The organism is Streptomyces sp. NPDC028289 (assembly GCF_055565975.1).
Window position 1 is genome coordinate 878,908 of the sequence record NZ_JBVHTI010000002.1, and the last position, 18,770, is coordinate 897,677.

General features: G+C 68.2%; 16 protein-coding genes and 2 pseudogenes. 10 read left to right on the forward strand and 8 right to left on the reverse strand.

Features of this window, described 5'->3' with window-relative positions; genetic code table 11:
* Positions 1–19: 19 nt before the first annotated feature.
* Genes ACZ4UV_RS11835 through ACZ4UV_RS11845 form a run of 3 tightly spaced genes read right to left on the reverse strand, consistent with a single transcriptional unit; the run spans position 20 to position 3,306 of the window.
* Entirely contained in the window at positions 20–1,504 is a 1,485-nt protein-coding gene (locus ACZ4UV_RS11835) for a class I adenylate-forming enzyme family protein (protein ID WP_451020915.1), read from the reverse strand.
* Positions 1,505–1,530: 26 nt separating this feature from the next.
* A complete protein-coding gene (locus ACZ4UV_RS11840; protein WP_316783493.1) occupies positions 1,531–2,454 on the reverse strand; it encodes an alpha/beta hydrolase in 924 nt (307 codons plus the stop codon).
* A 6-nt stretch (positions 2,455–2,460) separates the two neighbouring features.
* On the reverse strand, positions 2,461–3,306 hold the full coding sequence (locus ACZ4UV_RS11845; RefSeq protein ID WP_467837545.1) for an enoyl-CoA hydratase/isomerase family protein: 846 nt from the start codon (positions 3,304–3,306) through the stop codon (positions 2,461–2,463).
* Between the two features lie 382 nt (positions 3,307–3,688).
* Between ACZ4UV_RS11845 and ACZ4UV_RS11850 the strand changes: the two genes are divergently transcribed.
* The gene (locus ACZ4UV_RS11850; protein WP_467837547.1) at positions 3,689–4,372 is read left to right on the forward strand and encodes a TetR/AcrR family transcriptional regulator; all 684 of its coding nucleotides are present in this window, start codon (positions 3,689–3,691) and stop codon (positions 4,370–4,372) included.
* Between the two features lie 37 nt (positions 4,373–4,409).
* Here ACZ4UV_RS11850 and ACZ4UV_RS11855 read toward each other — a convergent pair whose 3' ends face one another.
* Positions 4,410–5,306 (reverse strand): short-chain dehydrogenase/reductase, encoded by an 897-nt coding sequence (locus tag ACZ4UV_RS11855; RefSeq protein WP_451020918.1) that lies wholly within the window; start codon positions 5,304–5,306, stop codon positions 4,410–4,412.
* 107 nt (positions 5,307–5,413) lie between these two features.
* Between ACZ4UV_RS11855 and ACZ4UV_RS11860 the strand changes: the two genes are divergently transcribed.
* The 3 genes from ACZ4UV_RS11860 (at position 5,414) to ACZ4UV_RS11870 (ending at position 7,613) form a co-directional block, all read left to right on the forward strand.
* Positions 5,414–5,911: a winged helix-turn-helix transcriptional regulator gene (locus tag ACZ4UV_RS11860; RefSeq protein ID WP_467837549.1), complete on the forward strand. Its 498-nt coding sequence runs from the start codon at positions 5,414–5,416 to the stop codon at positions 5,909–5,911.
* Between the two features lie 107 nt (positions 5,912–6,018).
* Complete coding sequence (locus ACZ4UV_RS11865; RefSeq protein ID WP_467837550.1) at positions 6,019–6,552, forward strand: SRPBCC family protein; 534 nt, start codon at positions 6,019–6,021, stop codon at positions 6,550–6,552.
* On the forward strand, positions 6,552–7,613 hold the full coding sequence (locus ACZ4UV_RS11870) for an LLM class flavin-dependent oxidoreductase (protein WP_451020921.1): 1,062 nt from the start codon (positions 6,552–6,554) through the stop codon (positions 7,611–7,613). The genes ACZ4UV_RS11865 and ACZ4UV_RS11870 overlap by 1 nt, the downstream gene beginning before the upstream one ends.
* Before the next feature lie 60 nt (positions 7,614–7,673).
* Here the strand turns inward: ACZ4UV_RS11870 and ACZ4UV_RS11875 are convergent, their stop codons facing one another.
* Positions 7,674–8,132 carry a hypothetical protein gene (locus tag ACZ4UV_RS11875; protein WP_467837552.1) on the reverse strand — a complete coding sequence of 153 codons (459 nt, stop codon included), beginning with the start codon at positions 8,130–8,132 and terminating at the stop codon, positions 7,674–7,676.
* A 154-nt stretch (positions 8,133–8,286) separates the two neighbouring features.
* Between ACZ4UV_RS11875 and ACZ4UV_RS11880 the strand changes: the two genes are divergently transcribed.
* The 3 genes from ACZ4UV_RS11880 (at position 8,287) to ACZ4UV_RS11890 (ending at position 11,220) form a co-directional block, all read left to right on the forward strand.
* Positions 8,287–9,084: a saccharopine dehydrogenase family protein gene (locus ACZ4UV_RS11880; RefSeq protein WP_451020923.1), complete on the forward strand. Its 798-nt coding sequence runs from the start codon at positions 8,287–8,289 to the stop codon at positions 9,082–9,084.
* A 184-nt stretch (positions 9,085–9,268) separates the two neighbouring features.
* Positions 9,269–10,681 (forward strand): dihydrolipoyl dehydrogenase, encoded by a 1,413-nt coding sequence (lpdA, locus tag ACZ4UV_RS11885; protein ID WP_451020924.1) that lies wholly within the window; start codon positions 9,269–9,271, stop codon positions 10,679–10,681.
* Between the two features lie 371 nt (positions 10,682–11,052).
* A complete protein-coding gene (locus ACZ4UV_RS11890; protein WP_467837555.1) occupies positions 11,053–11,220 on the forward strand; it encodes a hypothetical protein in 168 nt (55 codons plus the stop codon).
* 11 nt (positions 11,221–11,231) lie between these two features.
* On the opposite strand, the gene ACZ4UV_RS11895 is transcribed toward ACZ4UV_RS11890, so the two are convergent.
* Positions 11,232–12,059 (reverse strand): SDR family oxidoreductase, encoded by an 828-nt coding sequence (locus tag ACZ4UV_RS11895; RefSeq protein ID WP_467837557.1) that lies wholly within the window; start codon positions 12,057–12,059, stop codon positions 11,232–11,234.
* 63 nt (positions 12,060–12,122) lie between these two features.
* On the opposite strand from ACZ4UV_RS11895, the gene ACZ4UV_RS11900 reads away from it, so the two are divergent.
* Entirely contained in the window at positions 12,123–13,349 is a 1,227-nt protein-coding gene (locus ACZ4UV_RS11900) for an acyl-CoA dehydrogenase family protein (protein WP_451020927.1), read from the forward strand.
* A gap of 134 nt (positions 13,350–13,483) precedes the next feature.
* Positions 13,484–13,741: pseudogene (locus tag ACZ4UV_RS11905) on the forward strand (MarR family transcriptional regulator); the annotation flags it as partial.
* A 240-nt stretch (positions 13,742–13,981) separates the two neighbouring features.
* Here the strand turns inward: ACZ4UV_RS11905 and ACZ4UV_RS11910 are convergent.
* Positions 13,982–14,191, reverse strand: a pseudogene (locus tag ACZ4UV_RS11910) (transposase); the annotation flags it as partial.
* A gap of 414 nt (positions 14,192–14,605) precedes the next feature.
* On the reverse strand, positions 14,606–15,319 hold the full coding sequence (locus ACZ4UV_RS11915) for a helix-turn-helix transcriptional regulator (RefSeq protein WP_451018856.1): 714 nt from the start codon (positions 15,317–15,319) through the stop codon (positions 14,606–14,608).
* 190 nt (positions 15,320–15,509) lie between these two features.
* Between ACZ4UV_RS11915 and ACZ4UV_RS11920 the strand changes: the two genes are divergently transcribed.
* On the forward strand, positions 15,510–18,710 hold the full coding sequence (locus ACZ4UV_RS11920; RefSeq protein WP_467837560.1) for a cytochrome P450: 3,201 nt from the start codon (positions 15,510–15,512) through the stop codon (positions 18,708–18,710).
* Positions 18,711–18,770 lie beyond the last annotated feature (60 nt).

Here is an 18,770-nt window from a genome sequence, read left to right on the forward strand (position 1 = left end):
ATAACCCCAACTGTGCTGATCAGGACCCTGCAAGGACGGCAGTGTGGCCTGCCCGCAAGGAGCCTTTGTCGATCTTGCCGACCGCGTTCTTCGGGATGGCTTCCACCACGACGTATGAGGCCGGGCGCTTGAAGCCGGTCAGGCTGCGCGCGCAAAGCGCATTGAGCGCCGCCGGGTCGACGGTCGAACCAGGCCGGGGTTGAACGTAGGCGACCACCACCTCGCCCCACTTCTCGTCGGGTACGCCGATCACTGCGGCCTCGAGGACCGACGGGTCGCTCGCGAGCACGTCCTCGATCTCCTTGGGGTAGATGTTCTCCCCACCACGGATGATCATGTCTTTCGAGCGTCCGACCAGGGTCAGATAGCCCTCGGCGTCGAGGTGGCCCACGTCGCCCGTGTGCAACCAGCCGTCGACGATGACCCGGGCCGTGTCGTCCGGGCGGCCGAGATAGCCACGCATGACGTTGGGGCCCCTCACGACGACCTCACCGTCCGTGCCCGGCGCCACCTCCGTACCGTCGGCGTCGAGGATCCGGATCTCCTGGCCGGGGAAGGGAAGCCCCACGGTTCCTGCGCGACGGGGTCCCCCGACGGGGTTGATGGTGGAGCCGCAGGTTCCTTCGGAGAGCCCGTACCCCTCGACGAGGGGAAACCCGTACCGGGCCTCGAACCGGGTCAGCAACTCGTCGGAGGCAGGTGCGGCGCCGCAGACCGCGAACCTCACCGACGATGTGTCGGGCCGAACGTCGTCAGGGAGTGCTGCGAGCATGCTGTAGATCGTCGGGACGGCGCTGAAGAAGGTGGGGCGCTCCTGTTCGACGAGGTCGAAGAAGTGGTGGGGGTCGAACCGGCGGCCCGCGATGACGACACTGGCGCCGGCAAGAAGCGGCGTCAGGATGCTTACCACGATGCCGTTCACGTGGAAGAGCGGCAGGATCAGCAGGCAGCGGTCGCTCGGCCCCAGCTCGAGAGCCTGGCGTCCCATCTCCACCATGGCGTCGATGTTGGCGTGGTCGAGCATCACGCCCTTGGGTACCCCGGTCGTGCCGCTGGTGTAGATGAGGAGAGCCAGCGCGGACGAGTCCAGACGCGGTGCCTGATCCCACTCCGGCGCCTGATGTTCGCTCAGTTCACCGACGCTGAGTGTGGCCAGGCCTGCCGTGGTTTCCGAACCGTCCTCGACCACGAGCAGGCGCGCACCGGAGTCCTTGAGCTGCCGGACCACTTCGACATCGGTCATGCTCGGGTTGACCGGCGTGATGGTGGCGCCGAGCCGCCAGGCGGCGAACAGCAGAAGGACGAACTCGACGCGGTTCGTCAGCTTGAGGGCGACGACGTCACCGGGACCGATTCCGAGATCGTGGAGCTGACGTGCTGTCCGTCGGACGCGGCTCAATAGCTGGGCGTTGGTGAGGGACTGCCGCCCGTCCGAGACCGCGGCCCCCTGGGGGTCGACCTCGGCTCGGCGATCGGGCAGAGAAGCGAAATTCATGGCGGGCATACCTGTCTCGGTGTGATGCGATCCGGTCAAGTCGTCGATGCGGCGGGTGCCGGGTGCAGCTGGCGGGCGAGGAACTCGATCTGGTCGCGTACCAGTTCCTCGAACGTCTCACCGGTGTAGAAGTCGAAGTGACCGGCGTCGTACCGCTTGATCTCTCCCTGGGGCGCGGTGCGCGCGTACCGCAGGGTCTGGGCGGGAGGGGTGACGGAGTCGGTGTTGCTGACGCAGAAGAGGATCGGCATGGCGACCTTCTTCGCGGCCCGCCCGGGCCGATAGCCGGCGATGGTCGGGATCACGCGTGCCGCGACCTCGTTGCGGAACGTCTTCCCGGGTGGCTGCAGTGCCTGGTATCCGGGGAGGGCGTCCGGAGCGTTCATGAGGGCCGGCGAGCCAGGGGCGGCGGCGATGGGAACCATCGCGGGTGCCTTACCACGCACTCTGGCCGTCAGATCCCGGGCGAGCACCGGAGTCATTCTGAGCGAGGCGACCGGGCCGAGCGCGAGCGCGGAGGCGAGACCGTCGGTGAACGGGCACTGGGCCACGGCCGCGCGCAGTTCCGGGTGTCGAGAGGCCACCGTGATGGCGTGGCCGCCGCCGAAGGAGCTGCCCCACACCGCGACGCGTGCGCGGTCGACATCATGGCGTGTCTTGACGTAGGCGAGGGCGGAGTCCCAGTCGGCCAGCTGACGCTTGATCGACAGGAGCTGGCGAGGGTGGCCGCCGCTGTCCCCGAAGTGTCGGTACGTGAAGGCAAGGGAGGCGATGCCGGCCTGAGCGAAACGCTCGGCGAAGGCGTCGAGGCGCATCTCGCGGGTGGCGCCCAGGCCGTGTCCGAGAACGACGACGGGCGGGGAGGTGACACCCGTGGGCAGGTAGAGCCAGCCGGCGCAGGTACTGTCGCCGGAGGGGAAGGTGACGTTGTGCCGGATGAAGGGCTGTGGTGCTGTCATGTCGAGTCACCGTTCATTCGTCGAGCGGCGCCGGGGCACGCTGCCCGAGGCGAGTGCCTGCGTGTAGGTGTCAGGCCTGTAGAGCGGGAGTTCGCCGATCACGTCTGTCGCATTCAGGTAGCCGAGCATCAATTCCTGACCTTCCTGCGACATCACCCTGGTGAAGAACTCGGCGCGTTCGACGTGCAGACCGTCCTCCAGTGACATGGAGCCGCCGAAGTACACCGACCTCTTGGCAGCCGCGACCGATCCCTTCGATCGCTTGCCGAGGCGTTCAGCGAGTTCTATCGCCTGTGTGACCACCTGGTCCTGCGGAACGACCTGGTCGACCGCTCCATTGGCAAGAGCCTCCGCAGGTGTGAAGGGCTTGCCTTCGAGGATCGCTGCCAAGGACCGGTGGGTACCGATCAGGCGAGTCAACCGCTGGGTGCCGCCTCCGCCGGGAATGATGCCGAGGAGGACTTCTGGCTGGCCGATGAAGAAGTCTCCGTCAGCCATGACCCGCAGATCGCAGGCCCAGGCGAACTCCGCGCCGAGGCCGAGAGCCGAACCGTTGAGGGCAGCGACGAAGAGGACACCGCTGCGGTTCATCCGGAGGAACGTCGTGTGCAGGCGCTCCAGTTGGAGGGCACCTCGCATCGGAGTCTTGCGCATCAAGGTGCCCAGGAGACGAGATCGGTCCACGTGCTTTGCCATGCGCACGACGGCGGCGGCTCCGCGGCGGCCGACGGTAGGGCTGGCTGCGCCCTCTTCTTGAAGCCATCGGACCGCGGCATGGCTGACGAACCGTTCGGGATGCGCCCCGGTGAAGACGACGGCACGAATGTTCGGATCGCGGTCGGCCCGGTCCACCAGTTTGTCCAGCTGGGTGGAGATGTCGAGGCCGAACTCCTGGTGCGGGCCACCGTCGACACGGACGACCAGGACGGCTCCCCGGTCCTCATCTTGAGATGGCCCTTGTCTGTGTACGGCATGAAGTCTGCTCCCGTGCTGAGTTCATGGAGGGGTGGGAAAGTGCGTGGGACAGTTGCGGCCGCGTGTGGCGGTGATGGGGTCGTGTTCGCCCCGGGGGTTGTGTCCGCGCAGGCGGCATGAGACTGGGCAGCGCGTGACGACGGGTCCAGAGACGTACGCCGTGTCCGTGACGACATGTCGCCCACAATGTGTAACATTGCCGTGAAGAGTTAGATAACCAAGTTATTTTCAATGTGTCAACGGTGGAGGCGAGCGAGACGTGGCAGGGCGGGCGAGGGTCGGAGACGCGCAGGAGCGACTTGTCCAGGCGGCCATCGGTCTGCTGGCCGAGCAGGGGCCGTCGGCCATCAAGGCGCGCACGGTGGCTTCCGCGAGCGGACTGTCGACCATGGTGGTCTACAGCCACTTCGGCGGGATCCCTGAGCTGATGGGCGCCGTTGCCGACCATGGGTTCAAGGAACTCGGTAGAGCTTTTGCCCAGGTGCCGGTGACTGAGGATCCGATCGCGGAACTCTTCGCCATGGCCTTGGCGTGTCGTCGAATGGCCCACGAGAACCCTCACCTCTACGACCTGATGTTCGGCCTGTCCACTCGCGCGACATACCGGCCGCTGTCGGACGCGGACCTTCGCCTGAGTGGGCGCTCACCGGGATTTCGAGAAGCCCACGCCCATGTCGCCGCGGCGTGCGAACGGTTCGTGCGCTCCGGCAGGGGCCGGCAGCAGCGCCCCGAGGTCATAGCCGCTCAGCTGTGGAGCTTCGTGCACGGCTACATCACCCTTGAACTGGCCGAGCACTTCGTCGAGTTCGACGACGCGGTGATGCAGGTGCTTCTACCGATGGGTGTGAACTTCTCTGTCGGCTTGGGTGACAGGCGTGAACGTGCCGAGGCCTCGCACGAGGCCGGCGCGCGCTTGTACGAATCCATCATCCAAGGCCTGTGAGAAGGGGGCGGCCGGGTGCCGCCCCTTGCGCTCCACGCTAGGGCGACCTGGTCTCCACGGTGGGGCTGTTGGTACCCGGCGTGAGTTGGTCATGCCTCCCCAATGCCTCGACCTCCCGTTCCAGGGACGGAACCGCCCGGGCCGCGAAACGCCGAGCCCAGGGCCAGGTCAGCGGCGAGTTCAGTGCTCCCTTGGCCCAGTTGGCCACGGCGACGGCGCGCGGGACGTACACGCGGCTGCGTCGGCGCACGAGCCCGTCGACGATCGCAGCGGCAGCCCGGTCGGCGCTGGTGGTGACATTGCCCGGATAGGGCAGCCGTCGGCGCAGCCCCTGGAACGAGGGGAGGTCTGCCTCGGCTCCCCGCACGAGGTCCGTGTCGATCCAGGAGGGGTGCACGAGGCCGACCGTGACCCCGAGGTGTGCCACCTCCTGGCGGTAGGTCAGGGCGAGCAACTCGGCCGCGGCCTTGCTCGCGCCGTACGAGGCCATCGCGGCCAGCGGCGTGAAGGAGAGCGCGGACGCCACGACCAGTACATGGCCCCGGCTGCGCTCCAGATGGGGCGTCGCGTACTTGAGGGTGCGGAACACCCCGTTCAAATTGACGTCCAGGACCCGCTCGAACGACGCCTCATCTGTCTGCCGCACCGTTCCGTACGCCACGACGCCGGCATTGGCGACGACGAGGTCGACGCCGCCCATGACCTCCGCGGCCCCGTCGATCGCTGACCGGAGGGCGGCACCGTCACGCACATCGGCCTCAGACCATGAGGCGGCGGGGCCCAGATCATCGGCGAGGGCGCGCAGCCGATCGGACTCCAGGCCGATCAGGGCCACACGAGCCCCTCGGGCGGCGGCCAGGCGGGCCACCTTCTCGCCGATCCCGCGTGCCGCTCCGGTGACAACCAGCTTTCTGCCCAGCAAGTCACGTTTCATGGCGGCAACATAACTTCGTTATTTTCGGAACACAAGGCATCGCGCGCAGGTTCCGTACTCGCTGTACCTGCTGGGTCTCATGACTGGACGAACCTATGCTGGCTCTCATGAGGCGGACATCCTTTGCTCAGTGGCCCTGCTCGATCGCGCGGACCATGGACCTGCTCGGGGACTGGTGGACGCCCTTGGTGCTGCGCGAGGCGTTCTACGGGATCCGGCGGTTCGACGCGTTCCAGGAGTCGCTGGGGATCGCGCGCAACACGCACACGGACCGGCTGCGCCGGCTGGTGGAGGAGGGGCTGCTGGAGAAGCGGCCGTACCAGGCGGAGCCGGTTCGCTACGACTACGTGCTCACCGAGAAGGGGCGCGACTTCTACGGCGTGCTGCTGGTGATGAATCGCTGGGGGGACCGCTGGCTGGCCGGTGAAGCGGGCCCGCCGGTCGCCATGCATCACGAGGTGAGCGGGGAGGAATCCCATGCCGAGGTGATGTGCGCCGCCTGTGGTGAGCCGATGACCGCGGACAACACCCGCGCTCGGATGGGCCCTGGCTATCCGCCGCACCTGGCCGAGCGGCCGGATGTGAAGGAGCGTTTCGCGGGCTGACTCAGCGGTTCCGCAGATCCGCACTCACCCTTGACAGGTAAGTCTATCTACGCAACTTTACAGGTCACAAGCTTACGTGGGTGTCATTGGCGAGAGGCTGCGGGATCATGGAGTGGACGGGCGCGCGCTATGCGGACAAGCCGACGGTTGAGGTCCACACCTGGATCGCCGCCCCACCGGCAGAGGTGTGGACGCTGGTGTCCGACATCGAGCTGATGCCGCGCCTGAGTCCCGAGCTGCAATCGGTCGAGTGGCTGGATGGCGGAGGCGGCCCTGCCCTGGGGGCCCGATTCATCGGCCGGAGCAGTCATGAGTCCTTGGGGGAGTGGGCCACCACGTCCCACATCGTCGAGTGTGAGCCGTCGAGGAGGCTCGCTTGGGCGGTGGAGGACCCGTTGAACCCGACGGCGATCTGGCGGTTCTCGTTGGAGCCGCAGGACGGCGGCACTCTGCTGCGGGAATGGATGCAGATGGGGCCCGCTCGCTCGGGTCTCTCCTTCGCCATCGACCGTATGCCGGAGAAGGAGCAGAAGATCGTCTTCGTGCGCATGCGGGAGTTCGAGGCCAACATGACCGCCACTGTCGAGGGGATCAAGAAGCTGGCTGAGGGCGCCGGGGCCTCTGGCGAGGCGACTCTCTGATGCGCACCTCTACCACGATCGAAGCCTCCGGCGCCGATTGGCAGGAGATCGTCGACTACGTCACCGAGGCGGAGAATCTCGGTCTGGACATCTGCTGGGTGGCGGAGGCGTGGGGCTCCGAGGCGCCCTCGCCGCTGGGCTACCTCGCCGCGAGGACCGAGCGCATGCTGCTCGGATCGGGAATCATCCAGCTCGGCACCCGCACGCCGATGGCCATCGCCCGCGCCGCGATCACGCTGTCCCGGATTTCCGACGGGCGCTTCCTTCTCGGACTCGGACCCTCCGGGCCGCAGGTGATCGAAGGGCTGCACGGAGTGCCCTTCGACCGTCCGCTGTCACGGATGCGAGAGACCGTCGAGATCGTGCGGCGGGCCGCGTCGGGGGAGAAAGTCGCCTACTCCGGGCGGGAGTTCCAGATCCCCCTGCCGGGCGGGGAAGCCAAGCCCATGCGGCTGTCGATGCGCGCCGAGTACGACATCCCGGTCTACCTGGCGACCCTCTCCCCGAAGATGCTGCACCTGACCGGTGAGATCGCGGACGGCTGGCTGGGCACCAGTTTCGTACCCGAGGGCGCCAAGAAGGCGTACTTCGACCACCTGGACCAGGGCCTGGCTGCCGCTGGTCGCAGCCGCTCGGACCTGGACATCTGCCAGGGCGCCGAGGTCGCCTTCGCCGAAGACGAGGACGCGCTGCGCGCAATGGTCGCCGGGCGCAAGAAGGAGCTTGCCTTCAGCCTCGGCGGTATGGGCTCGGCGACCACGAACTTCTACAACAACGCCTACAGCCGCCAGGGTTGGGCCGAGGTGGCGGCCGAGGTCCGGACACGCTGGCAGGCGGGGGACCGGGACGGCGCGGCCGGCCTGGTCACCGACGAGATGGTGCTGGCGACCACGCTGATCGGAACCGAGGACATGGTGCGCGAGCGGCTGCGGGTGTGGCGCGACACCGGTGTCGACACCGTTCGGTTCTATCCCGCCGGCGAGACCCTCGCCGCCCGACTCGCGACCTTGGGCCGGGCCATCGACCTGGTCCGCGACATCGAGGACGAGGCGGCACAGTAGCGACGGGTCATGCCGGCCAACGAGGGCCGCTCAGCGTCGGCGCCGTCGACACGGTCCCGGTCAGGTCAAGCCGCGGGCGCTGATGTCGTCGGCGGCCAGGCCCGACATCAGCAGGGTGATCGCGCGGAACGTCCTGGCCAGGGCATCTTCCCGGTCCGCCGCGGCGGCGATGATCTGGTTGCCCTCGCACAGGCCTGCCAGGAGCAGCCGGGCGACGGTGGCGACGGGCACATCCGGTTGCAGGTCGCCGCGTTCGGCCAGAACGGTCAGGAGCCGTTCGATCGGCGGTTGGGCGACGGTTTCGTTGATGTGCCGGTACTGCTCGCCCAGGACCGCGGGTGCCTGTGCCATCAGCTCACGGTGCAGGGGGTCGTCGATGGTCCGGCGCAGGAAGGCGTGCGTGAGGCCGGCCACCGCGGTGGTGGCGGGTTCGTCCGGCGTGGCTCGGACTGCCTCGGACGTTGCATCGCCCAAGGCCCCGACCTGATGAATCAGCTCTGTGTAGAGCTCGGCGAACATTGCCTTCTTGTCCGGGAAGTGGTGGTAGATGGTCCCGGTCACGGCCGCCGCGCGGGCAGGGGCCCACTACTTCGACTCCGCGGGGGAGGGGCCCTTCGCTCGCCGTGTCCGCGATGAGCTGGACTCCGTGGCCGCCGCCCGGGGAGCGACTCTCGTGCCGTCGTTCGGCTATGACTACGTGCCGGGCAACCTCGCCGGCGCGCTGGCTCTGGACACGGCAGGCGAGCGGGCACGACATGTCGAGATCGGCTACTTCATCACCCGCTCGGGACACGGGGACGAACTGCTCTACCGCACCACTCTGCGCGACTCCTACACCCTGACCACGGCAGGTACGCGGCAGACACTCGTTGCCGCGGTGGCCGAGGACGGCTTCGCTTACCGTCCTGCACGTCGCGGACAGCCTCCCCGGCTGATCGACGAGCGTGCCGCCAAGAGGGTCCGCACATTTCGCTACGCCGGTGTGAAGCGCTCGGCCATGACTGTCCCAGGCACGGAGCATCTCGGACTCCCGGCGGTTTTCCCCCAGTTGGAGAGTGTCGAGGTAGGCCTGGGGTGGCTCGGACGGTGGACCCGGCCGATACAGATCGCCGCCACCCTGCAGGCGCCATTGCTGCGGTCGGCGAAGGTGCGGGCCGCGTTGGTGCGATGGTCCGAGCGGCTCCCGGGATCCCGCCGTGAACCGGATCTCGACGGCCGTTCCCTGGTGATCGCTGTAGCCCGTGACGGACAGGGCCGGCCCCTGGTCACGACAACCCTCACCGGGCCGGATCCGTACGAGATGACGGGATCTCTTCTGGCGTGGGGCGCGGTGCAGGCAGCGGCGCCGGATGCGGTCCTCAAACCTGGCGCGCACGGACCGGTCGCGGCCTTCGGGCTCGACACCCTCAGGCTCGGTGCAGCCGAGGCCGGAGTGCATGAGGTTCATGAGGTGTCGGCGCGTGGCCGCTGATCGCTGCCCGGGCATAGATCATGGCGTCGGGGCGCTGAGATGGACGTATAGGGGACTGCCTGCGCTTTCCCTGAGGCAGGCGGTGGCTGAAGCTGCCACTGATGAGTTGATGAACACGTTGTTCGATCGGGAGCCGGCCGGTCCCTCGCGAGGAGCCGACCACCCCAGCGGAAAGGAACCTTCCATGGACGAGCAGGGCGAGCACTTCGACGTCGTCGTACTTGGTGCGGGCCCCGGCGGATACGTCGCCGCCATCCGGGCCGCCCAACTGGGCAAGCGCGTGGCGGTCGTCGAGGAGAAGTACTGGGGCGGTGTCTGTCTGAACGTGGGCTGCATCCCCACCAAGGCCCTGCTGCGCAACGCCGAGCTCGCGCACATCTTCACGCGCGAGGCGAAGACCTTCGGCATCAGGGTCGACGGGCAGGTCTCCTTCGACTACGGGGAAGCCTTCCGCCGCAGTCGGAAGGTCGCGGACGGCCGGGTCAAGGGCGTCCACTACCTGATGAAGAAGAACAAGATCACGGAAATCAGCGGCCGTGGCACGTTCCTGGACCCGCACACGCTCCAGGTCGCCGACTACGACGGGAACACCCGCACCATCGGCTTCGACGACTGCATCATCGCCACCGGCGCCACCCCGAAGCTGCTACCGGGCACCCGCCGTACCTCCCGAGTGGTGACGTTCGAGGAACAGATCCTCGCCGAGGATCTGCCGCAGTCCATCGTGATCGCGGGCGCCGGCGCGATCGGCATCGAGTTCGCCTACGTCCTGAACAACTACGGTGTGAAGGTCACCGTCGTAGAGTTCCTGGACCGGGTCGCGCCGCTGGAGGACGAGGAGGTCTCCGCCGAGCTGGCCAAGCAGTACCGGAAGTTGGGGATCGACGTCCTCACCTCGACCCGCGTCGAGTCGATCGACGAGTCCGGCGCGCAGGTCCGTGTCACGGTCACCGGCAAGGACGGCGTCCAGCAGGTCCTGGAGGCCGACAAGGTCCTCCAGGCGATCGGGTTCGCGCCGAATGTCACGGGCTACGGCCTGGAGAACACCGGCGTGCGCGTCACCGAGCGCGGCGCGATCGACGTCGACGGCCGCTGCCGCACTTCCGTGCCGCACATCTACGCCATCGGCGACGTCACCGCGAAGCTGATGCTCGCGCACGCCGCCGAGGCGATGGGCGTGATCGCCGCCGAGACCCTCGCCGATGCCGAGACCATGGAGCTCGACTACGCGATGATCCCGCGCGCCACCTACTGCCAGCCCCAGATCGCCAGCTTCGGCTACACCGAGGCCCAGGCGAGGGAGCAGGGGTACGACGTCCAGGTCGCCAAGTTCCCGTTCACCGCGAACGCCAAGGCCCACGGCCTCGGCGATGCGACCGGCTTCGTGAAGCTGATCAGCGACGCCAGGTATGGCGAGCTCCTCGGCGCCCACCTCATCGGCCCGGACGTCACCGAACTGCTCCCCGAGCTGACCCTGGCCCAGCAGTGGGACCTCACCGTCCACGAGGTCGCCCGCAACGTCCATGCCCACCCGACCCTGGGCGAAGCGGTCAAGGAAGCCGTCCACGGCCTCGCGGGCCACATGATCAACATGTAGCAGGGCGCCGTCCCCTCGAAATGCGGTGTGGGGATGCATCGGGGGTCTGCCGCGTTGCCGACCTGCGCGCGAGACAGTCAGATAGAGGAGATGGTGAGCAAGGGCAGGAGCGGCTGCCCATCGGTCTCCAGGCCATGGGCCCCAGCGGGGGCGATCTCACCACCATCGAGTTCGCCGCGCTGCTGGGCCGGGAAGTGGACGGCTTCGTGCCGCCTCCGGCATTCGCCACGTCGGCTGGCGCTCCAGACGGGACGGTGTCGGTGGCTCCGGTACCAGTGCGGCGTCGGATGTCCTTCCGTCGCCTTACTCGAGGAGTCAGCCGCTGCCCGGGCGCGGTCAATCGGGTCGGCAGCGACGGCGCGCGGGCCATCGTGGACGAGATCGTTGGCCATCTGGCACCCGAGGATCCCAAGCCCGCATGCGCCAAGGCCCTCGGACTCTTCGCGATGACGGCGGGGTCGCTGCAACTGTCCCGCGTCGCCTTCGGCTCGAAGCTCGCCGACGAGGTCCTTGAGAACGCCCTCGCGTTCATGTGCTGAGCGGTGCGGGATCAGGCCGGATCGACGAATATGTCGAGCGCGAGATCACCCTCAAAGCCGGCAGGGCTGTAGGCGGACAGGTCGGTGACGCCCTCGTCCGAGAGGACCTCGTCGTCGACGAACAGGTTGCCGCTGCACCTCCGCGCGTCACGCGTGACGATGGCGTACGCGGCGTCAGCCATGATCCGCGGACTACGGGCTTGTCCGGCGCCGCCGACCACGTTGCGCACGGCGGCTGTGTTGATCAGGGTCCGCGGCCACAGCGAGTTGGCGGCGATGCCGTCGGCGGCGAACTCCTCGGCGAGCCCGATGGTGCACAGACTCATGCCGTACTTCGACAGCGTGTAACCGAGATGCTTTCCCACCCAGTGCGGCGCGAGGTTCAACGGAGGGGAGAGCGTGAGGATGTGCGGGTTGCTCGCCTTGCGCAGATGTGGGATCGCTGCCTTGCTCAGCAGGAACGTGCCACGCGTGTTGATGTCCTGCATCAGGTCGTACCGCTTCATCTCCAGCTGCTCCGACGACGACAGGTCGATCGCGCTGGCGTTGTTGACCACGATGTCGATGCCGCCGAAGGCGCTGACCGCCGCGTTGACGGCGGTGCGCACATCGTCCTCTTCGCGCACGTCGCCGACCACGGCCAGCCCCTTGCCGCCCGCGCGCTCAACCTCGTCGACGGCGGTGTGGACCGTGCCTTCGAGCTTTGGATGCGGCACGGCGGTCTTGGCGAGCATCACCACGTTCGCCCCGTCGCGGGCCGCGCGCAGGGCGATGGCGAGTCCGATGCCGCGGCTGCCTCCCGACATCAGGACGGTCTTGCCGGCCAGCGTCTGAGTCATGGCTGAACCTCCAAAATAGATTGTCCGACTAATGATACGCGATGCTAATGGTATCTTCCGCGTATGACTTCGACTCCCACACGCCAGATCGATCGGCTCTACCACGAGCTCCTGGCCCCCAAAGAGACACAGTCCGTTCGCGCTGCCGTGCGCCGGATCGCAGAACGCGAAGTGGCTCCGCACGCCGTGGCGATCGCCGGTGGCGACGAGCGCACGGACGGCTTCCCCCAGCATGTTTTTGACGGGCTTGCGTCGGCGGGGGTCTTCCGAATCCCCTTCCCCGGCGAGGTCGGCGGCGATGGCCTGACCCACCCGGCGACCGCCACTGCCGCGGCCATCGAGGAACTGGCCTATTACTCGAGCAGCGTCGCGGCCGTCTTCGATGTGCACTGCATCCTGGCGGGCAACGCCCTGCGGCAGGGCACTGAGGAGCAGCAGCAGCGGTGGCTGCGAAGGGTCGCGGAAGGCTCAGTGGTCGGTGCCTTCGCCACCACTGAGCCGGATGCCTCCAGCGACCTGTCTCCGCAAGCGGTACAGACCGAGGCGATACGCACCGAGGCCGGCTGGGTGCTGAACGGCCACAAGCGGTGGATCTCCAACTCGCCCGTCGCCGGGTTCGTGGTGGTTCTCGCCCGCACCGGCACCCGGCTGAGCATGTTCATCGTCGACACGGCACGTCCCGGAGTGGAAGTCGGCCTTCCCGACCGCAAGATGGGTAACCGCGGCCAGCTCACCGCGGACATCCGCTTCACGGGAGTGCAGCTTTCCGACGACGACCTCCTTGGTGGCGCCGAAGGGCACGGACTGCGCCATGCGCTGTCGACTCTGACCTATGGCCGGATCGGCATCGCGGCTGCCGGGGTCGGCATGGCGCAGGCCGCCTTCGACCACACCGTGGCCCACCTGTCGACGCGACACGCCTTCGGCAAGCCGGTGGCCGCCAACCAGCACTGGCAGTTCCTGCTCGCCGAACGGGCCACCGAGATCGAGAACGCCCGCACCCTTTACACCAAGGCCGCCCTGCGCCTGGACGCCGGTGACCCGTCCCCGGAGCCCGAGGCCGCGATGGCGAAGTACTACGCCACCAAGCTGTCTGTGGACATGGCACGCGACGCCGTCCAAGCCTTCGGAGGCCTCGGCTTCGCGCGCGAACTGGGTGCCGACGGCAGCCCCGGCCCTGTCGAGGCGATCTACCGGGACAGCAAAATCGGCGAGATCTACGAGGGGACCAATGAGATCCAGAAGTGGGTCATAGCTCGGCAGATCTTCGGCCGGGCCATCGTCGGCTGATCGCCCAGGACGCGCCGGTGCAGTAAGCCGACGGACAGTGGGGCATCCCGTCGGCCTGCAGCGGTTCGCCGCCTCGGGCTTTCTCGTACGATGGACAGGACCATACGTATGACTAACCATGGGCGGGACAAACGATGTCCGAGGCTCCGCTGGTACCGGGGACAGTGGCCGAACACACCATCTGCCTGCTGGTCAAACTCGGACAGGTGGCGTTCAGGATCGCCGAGGACGGCATCGGCGGGACCGGCCTGCGAGTGCGGCATTACAGCGTCCTGCAGGCTTTGGCGGACAACGGTGCCATGCCGCAACTGGCACTTGGCTCGTTCCTGCGCATCGACCCCGCGACGATGGTGACGAGTCTCGACGACCTGGAGCGCGCCGGATACGCGGAGCGGACACCCGCAGGATCGTCGCCGCTACGCCGTGGACATCACCGCCGAAGGGCGCAAGGTTTTGGCCCGCCTCAACCGCACACTCGTCGATCTCGACGGCGAAATCCTCGCAGACCTGGGTGCCACGGAACGAGACTCGCTTCACGCCCTGCTGGGCAGCCTCGCGGGAAGTCCCACTCTGACCTCCCTGTTCGACGCCGTCCGGGAGCAGAATGGAGCGAGACGGGCTTAGACCGTGTCCTACGTGGTCAGGCGGACGAGTCGCTTGTAGCAGCACAGGGCAGCGGCCAAGCCGAGAAAGGCCAGGTAGTTGCGGGGATTTCGCTCGTAGCGGGGGCTGAGTCTGCGGTAGCCCGATAGCCACGACATCGTGCGTTCGACCACCCAGCGACGGCGGCCCAATCGCTAGCTGGACTCGATGCCTTTGCGTGCGATCCGGACCCCGGGTCGAATCAGAGCGGTTTCCTCTGACTGCCTCCGTACGCCTCTGCAACCCGTCCTAGCAGGTCGCAGCCTCATCGCCTCGCATAAGCGCAGGTCAGGAAGATGCGCTAGCTGTACCACTGGTTCCTGGCAAAAGCGGTCATGTGCGGCATGGCAGTTCCCGTCCCTGTCGGCGGGGCGTCGTCGCCCCGCGTGCCGTGGTTGGAATCAGGGTCGTGAGGCTTGTGTCGGCTCGGCAAGGCGGCTTCTGTCAGGCGAAAGAACTTCTGTAAAGAGGCTGGTCGGAGCCCTGTTCCGTCAGCCCCTAGTCGCCAGAGTAGGTGGCCCGGGTGGTACTGCTGTTCGGTTCGCGCTTGGGTTGGCCGGAGAGGGCGACGGTGAGTGCGACGAGGAGCGCGGGGACCAAAGGAGCTGGAACGCCTACCGCATTGTCCGTGGGGGATACGGGATCGGGGCCGGCGGCCAGACGTCCGGTGTCAGGATCCCCTCCACGTAGGCGCGGGCGACCAGGGCCGCTTTGCCGGACACCCCCCAGCGACGGGACAACTGCTTGAGGTGGTAGTTGACTCCGTCCGCCGTGAGGCCGACGGCCGAGGCGATCTGCGCCGCTGTGGCACCGCGGGCGGTCAGGGCGAGGATACGGACCTCGGTGTCCTCCACCGCAGTGGCCGGGGTTGCGGGCGCGATCGGTCTCTCCTCCAGTACGCGCACGATGACCAGCAGGTTCGGCTCGTCGGTTGAGGTGTCGTCGACGAGGTCGACGCTCACGTTCCCGCGCCGCTCGACGCCGTCGGCGGTGGTCCAGCGAACGGCGACCGGATAGCGGGACCGGCGGTGCAGGCGGATGGCCTCCGCGATCGAGCGGATCTGGTCCCTGGACTCCGGATGGAACAGGTCGAGGGCGCTGTGCCCGCGCAACGATCCGGCGAGTTGGCCCCACTCGGCGGCCAGGGCGGGGTTGGCCCGCAGGATGGTGGAGTCGGCCTTGCAGAAGGCGGCGGGCAGTGGGATGCGGTCGAACAGGCTGGTGGCGCGGTTGCGCCAGAAGACGGCCGCCGCGCTGTCCGGCACCGGTGAGTGGGTGGCCGGAAGGCTGTCCGACGGGATGTCCGAGTGGGGCTCCCCGTAGTCCATACGGTCCTCTCCTGTGTGTCATGCCGCTTCGGGCGCCGGTCCGATGCAAGGGCAAGCCCGGCCGGCGACTGCCGACTACCAGTTCTGGTAGGAGCGGGGCGTCGGGCGCCACTCGCGCGGCGCAAGCATGGGGGTAGGCCGTCGGTGTCGGCGGCAGTCCCAACAGCCTTGCACGCAGAGGGAACCCCACATGACCGAGGTCATCCTCCCGCCGCACACCGAGATCCGCGACGGCCTGCCTGTCATCGATCCCGCCGCGTCCTCCCACTCCGCCCCGCCGGTGCTGGCGAACATGGAGCGGGCCAGAACGTACGGACCCGCCTACTTCCAGCGGTTCGGTGGTCACGACGTGCTCTTCGTCAGCGACCTCGGCCTGGTCACCGAACTGGCCGACGACGAGCGTTTCGCGAAGTTCGTCGGCGCGGCGCAGGTGAACATCCGCGAGTTCGCGGGCGACGGTCTGTTCACCGCTTTCAACGACGAGCCGAACTGGGCCAAGGCCCACGACTTGCTCATGCCGGCCTTCGCTCTCGGGTCGATGCGCCGGTATCACCCGGTCATGCTGCGTGTGGCCCGCCGCCTGCTCGACTCCTGGGACCGTCACGCGGCCGCGGGCACACCGGTGGACGTACCCGGCGACATGTCCCGGATGACACTGGACACCATTGGCCTGGCCGGGTTCGGCTTCGACTTCGGCTCCTTCGACAGCGTTCGCCCGCATCCGTTCGTCTCCGCGGCGGTGCGCTGTCTGACCTGGGCGATGGCCAAGATGGACCGCAAGTCCGGTGTGGACTACGGCGAGGTGGACGAGGCGTTCCGAACCGACGCCGCCTACCTGGCTTCCGTGGTGGAAGACGTCATTGCCGCGCGTACCGCAGAACCGCAGCCTGACGCCGACGACCTTCTGGGGCTCATGCTGAACGCCCGGCATCCGTCCGACGGCATCACCCTGGACAAGGCCAACATCCGCAACCAGGTCATCACCTTCCTGATCGCCGGCCACGAGACGACGTCCAACACGCTCGCCTTCGCGCTGTACTTCCTCTCCAAGCACCCCGAAGTCCTGCACCGGGTGCAGAGGGAGGTGGACGAACTGTGGGGAGACACGGCCGACCCCGAGCCGACGTACGAGGATGTCGGCCGCCTGCGCTACACCCGGCAGGTGCTGAACGAGACCCTGCGGCTGTGGCCTGCGGCTTCCGCCTTCGCCCGGCAGGCCCTGAGGGACACGGTGATCGGCGACGGCATCCGGATGCACGCCGGACAGCCCGCCATAGTGTCGATCCCGATGCTGCACCGCAACCCGGTGTGGGGTGACAACCCGGACCTGTTCGACCCCTCCCGCTTCGACCCCGGGATGGAGGCGGCCCGCTCCCCGCACGCGTTCAAGCCGTTCGGCACCGGTGAACGTGCCTGCATTGGGCGGCAGTTCGCGCTCCATGAGGCAACGATGCTGCTGGGCATGCTGGCCCACCGTTACCGCCTGATCGACCACGGCCGGTACGAGCTCACCATCAGGCAGACGCTCACCATCAAGCCCGACGGCTTCACTCTGGGCGTCCTCCCGCGCACACCCGCCGACCGTGCCACGCGAACCACTCCGACCACTGGTTCCGCCCCCGCACCGACCGTCGACAGCTCCCTGCCCGCACGCGTGCAGCAGGGCACGGGTGTGCTCCTGCTGCACGGCTCCAACTATGGCGCCTGCCGCGAGTTCACCAGCCGACTGGCCTTTGCCGCAAGGGAGTTGGGCTGTGATACGGAGGTGGCGCCGCTCGACGCGTACGCCGGCGTACTGCCCGTCGACCGGCCTCTGATCATCACAGCCGCGTCCTACAACGGGCAGCCGACCGACGACGCGGCCGCCTTCGTGCGGTGGCTGGAGACGGCCGAGCCCGGTGCGGCGGACGGTGTCACCTACGCCGTGCTGGGCATCGGCGACCGTAACTGGGTGGCCACCTACCAACGTGTCCCCGCCCTCATCGACCGACGGCTCGCCGAACTCGGCGGCACGCGGCTGGTGGAGCGTGCCGAGGCCGATGCGTCCGGTGATCTCGCCGATGCCGTAGGGCAGTTCACGGAGCGGATGTGCACCGCCCTGCTGGAGCACGCGGGGGACCCGGCGTCCGTCGGGGCGGCTGCCCCTGCCGCGCAGGGCTGCGGATACCTCGTGACCGAGGTGACCGGCGGCCCGCTGGATGGCCTGGCCGCCCGCCACGGCATGACCGCGATGACCGTCACCGATTCCAGGAGCCTGTGCGATCCCTCCCACCCGCGCGTCAAGCGGTTCGTGCGGGTCGCGCTCCCGACGGGGCAGACCTACCGGACCGCGGACCACCTGGCCGTACTGCCCGCCAACGATCCGGGCCTGGTCGAGCGGGCCGCCAAGTTGCTGGGCGCCGACCTCGCCACCGTCCTCAACATCGCCTCCGCACGCCCCCGCCCCGACGGTCTCGCCGTCGACCGGCCCGTGACCGTACGGGAGTTGCTCACCCACCACGTCGAACTCCAGGACCGGCCGACCGCCGACCAGTTGCGCATCCTGGCCGCCGCCAACCCTTGCCCACCGGAACAGCGGGCGCTGACGGCCCTGGCGGACGACGAGCAGGCCCTGGCCGCCGATCCGCGCACCCTGCTCGACATCATCGAGGACAACCCGGCCCTGCGGGGGGCCCTCACCTGGCCGATCGTCCTCGACCTGCTCCCCCCGATCCGTCCGCGTACCTACTCGGTCTCCTCCTCACCTGTCACCGCCTCGGGCCACGTCGACCTGATGGTCTCGCTGCTTCAGGCACCGGCCCGTTCGGGACGCGGAACCCACCGGGGCGCCTGTTCCGGGTACCTGAACGCCGTAGGCGCCGGTGATGTCGTCCTGGGCCGGCTCCAGCCCTGCCGAGAGGCCTTCCGCATCACCCACGACGAGCAGATCCCGGTGATCATGATCGCCGCGGGTACCGGGCTCGCCCCGTTCCGTGGCGCGATCACCGACCGCCTCAGGCTCGCCGAGTCCGGAGCGCGACTCGCCCCGGCGCTCTGCTACTTCGGCTGTGACGCGCCCGACGCGGACTACCTGCACGCCGAGGAGTTGCGGGCCGCCGATCAGGCGGGCGCGGTGTCCATGCGCCCCGTCTTCAGTGAGGAGCCGGAAGACGGCCTGCGGTTCGTGCAGCACCGGATCGCCGCCGACGGCGACGAGGTGTGGGCGCTGCTGGAAGCGGGGGCCGAGGTCTATGTCTGCGGTGACGGCCGGCACATGGCACCCGGTGTGCGTGCGGCGTTCCGGGACCTGTACGTGCAGCGCACGCCTGGTGCCGACGATGCGGCCGCCGAGGAGTGGCTGCGGCACCTGATGGACCAGGACCGCTACGTCGAGGACGTCTACGCAGGCTGACTCCCCTTCGCGGTGCCGAGCCGGGCGCTTCGCGTGCGGCCCGGCACCGCGAGCCGCGTC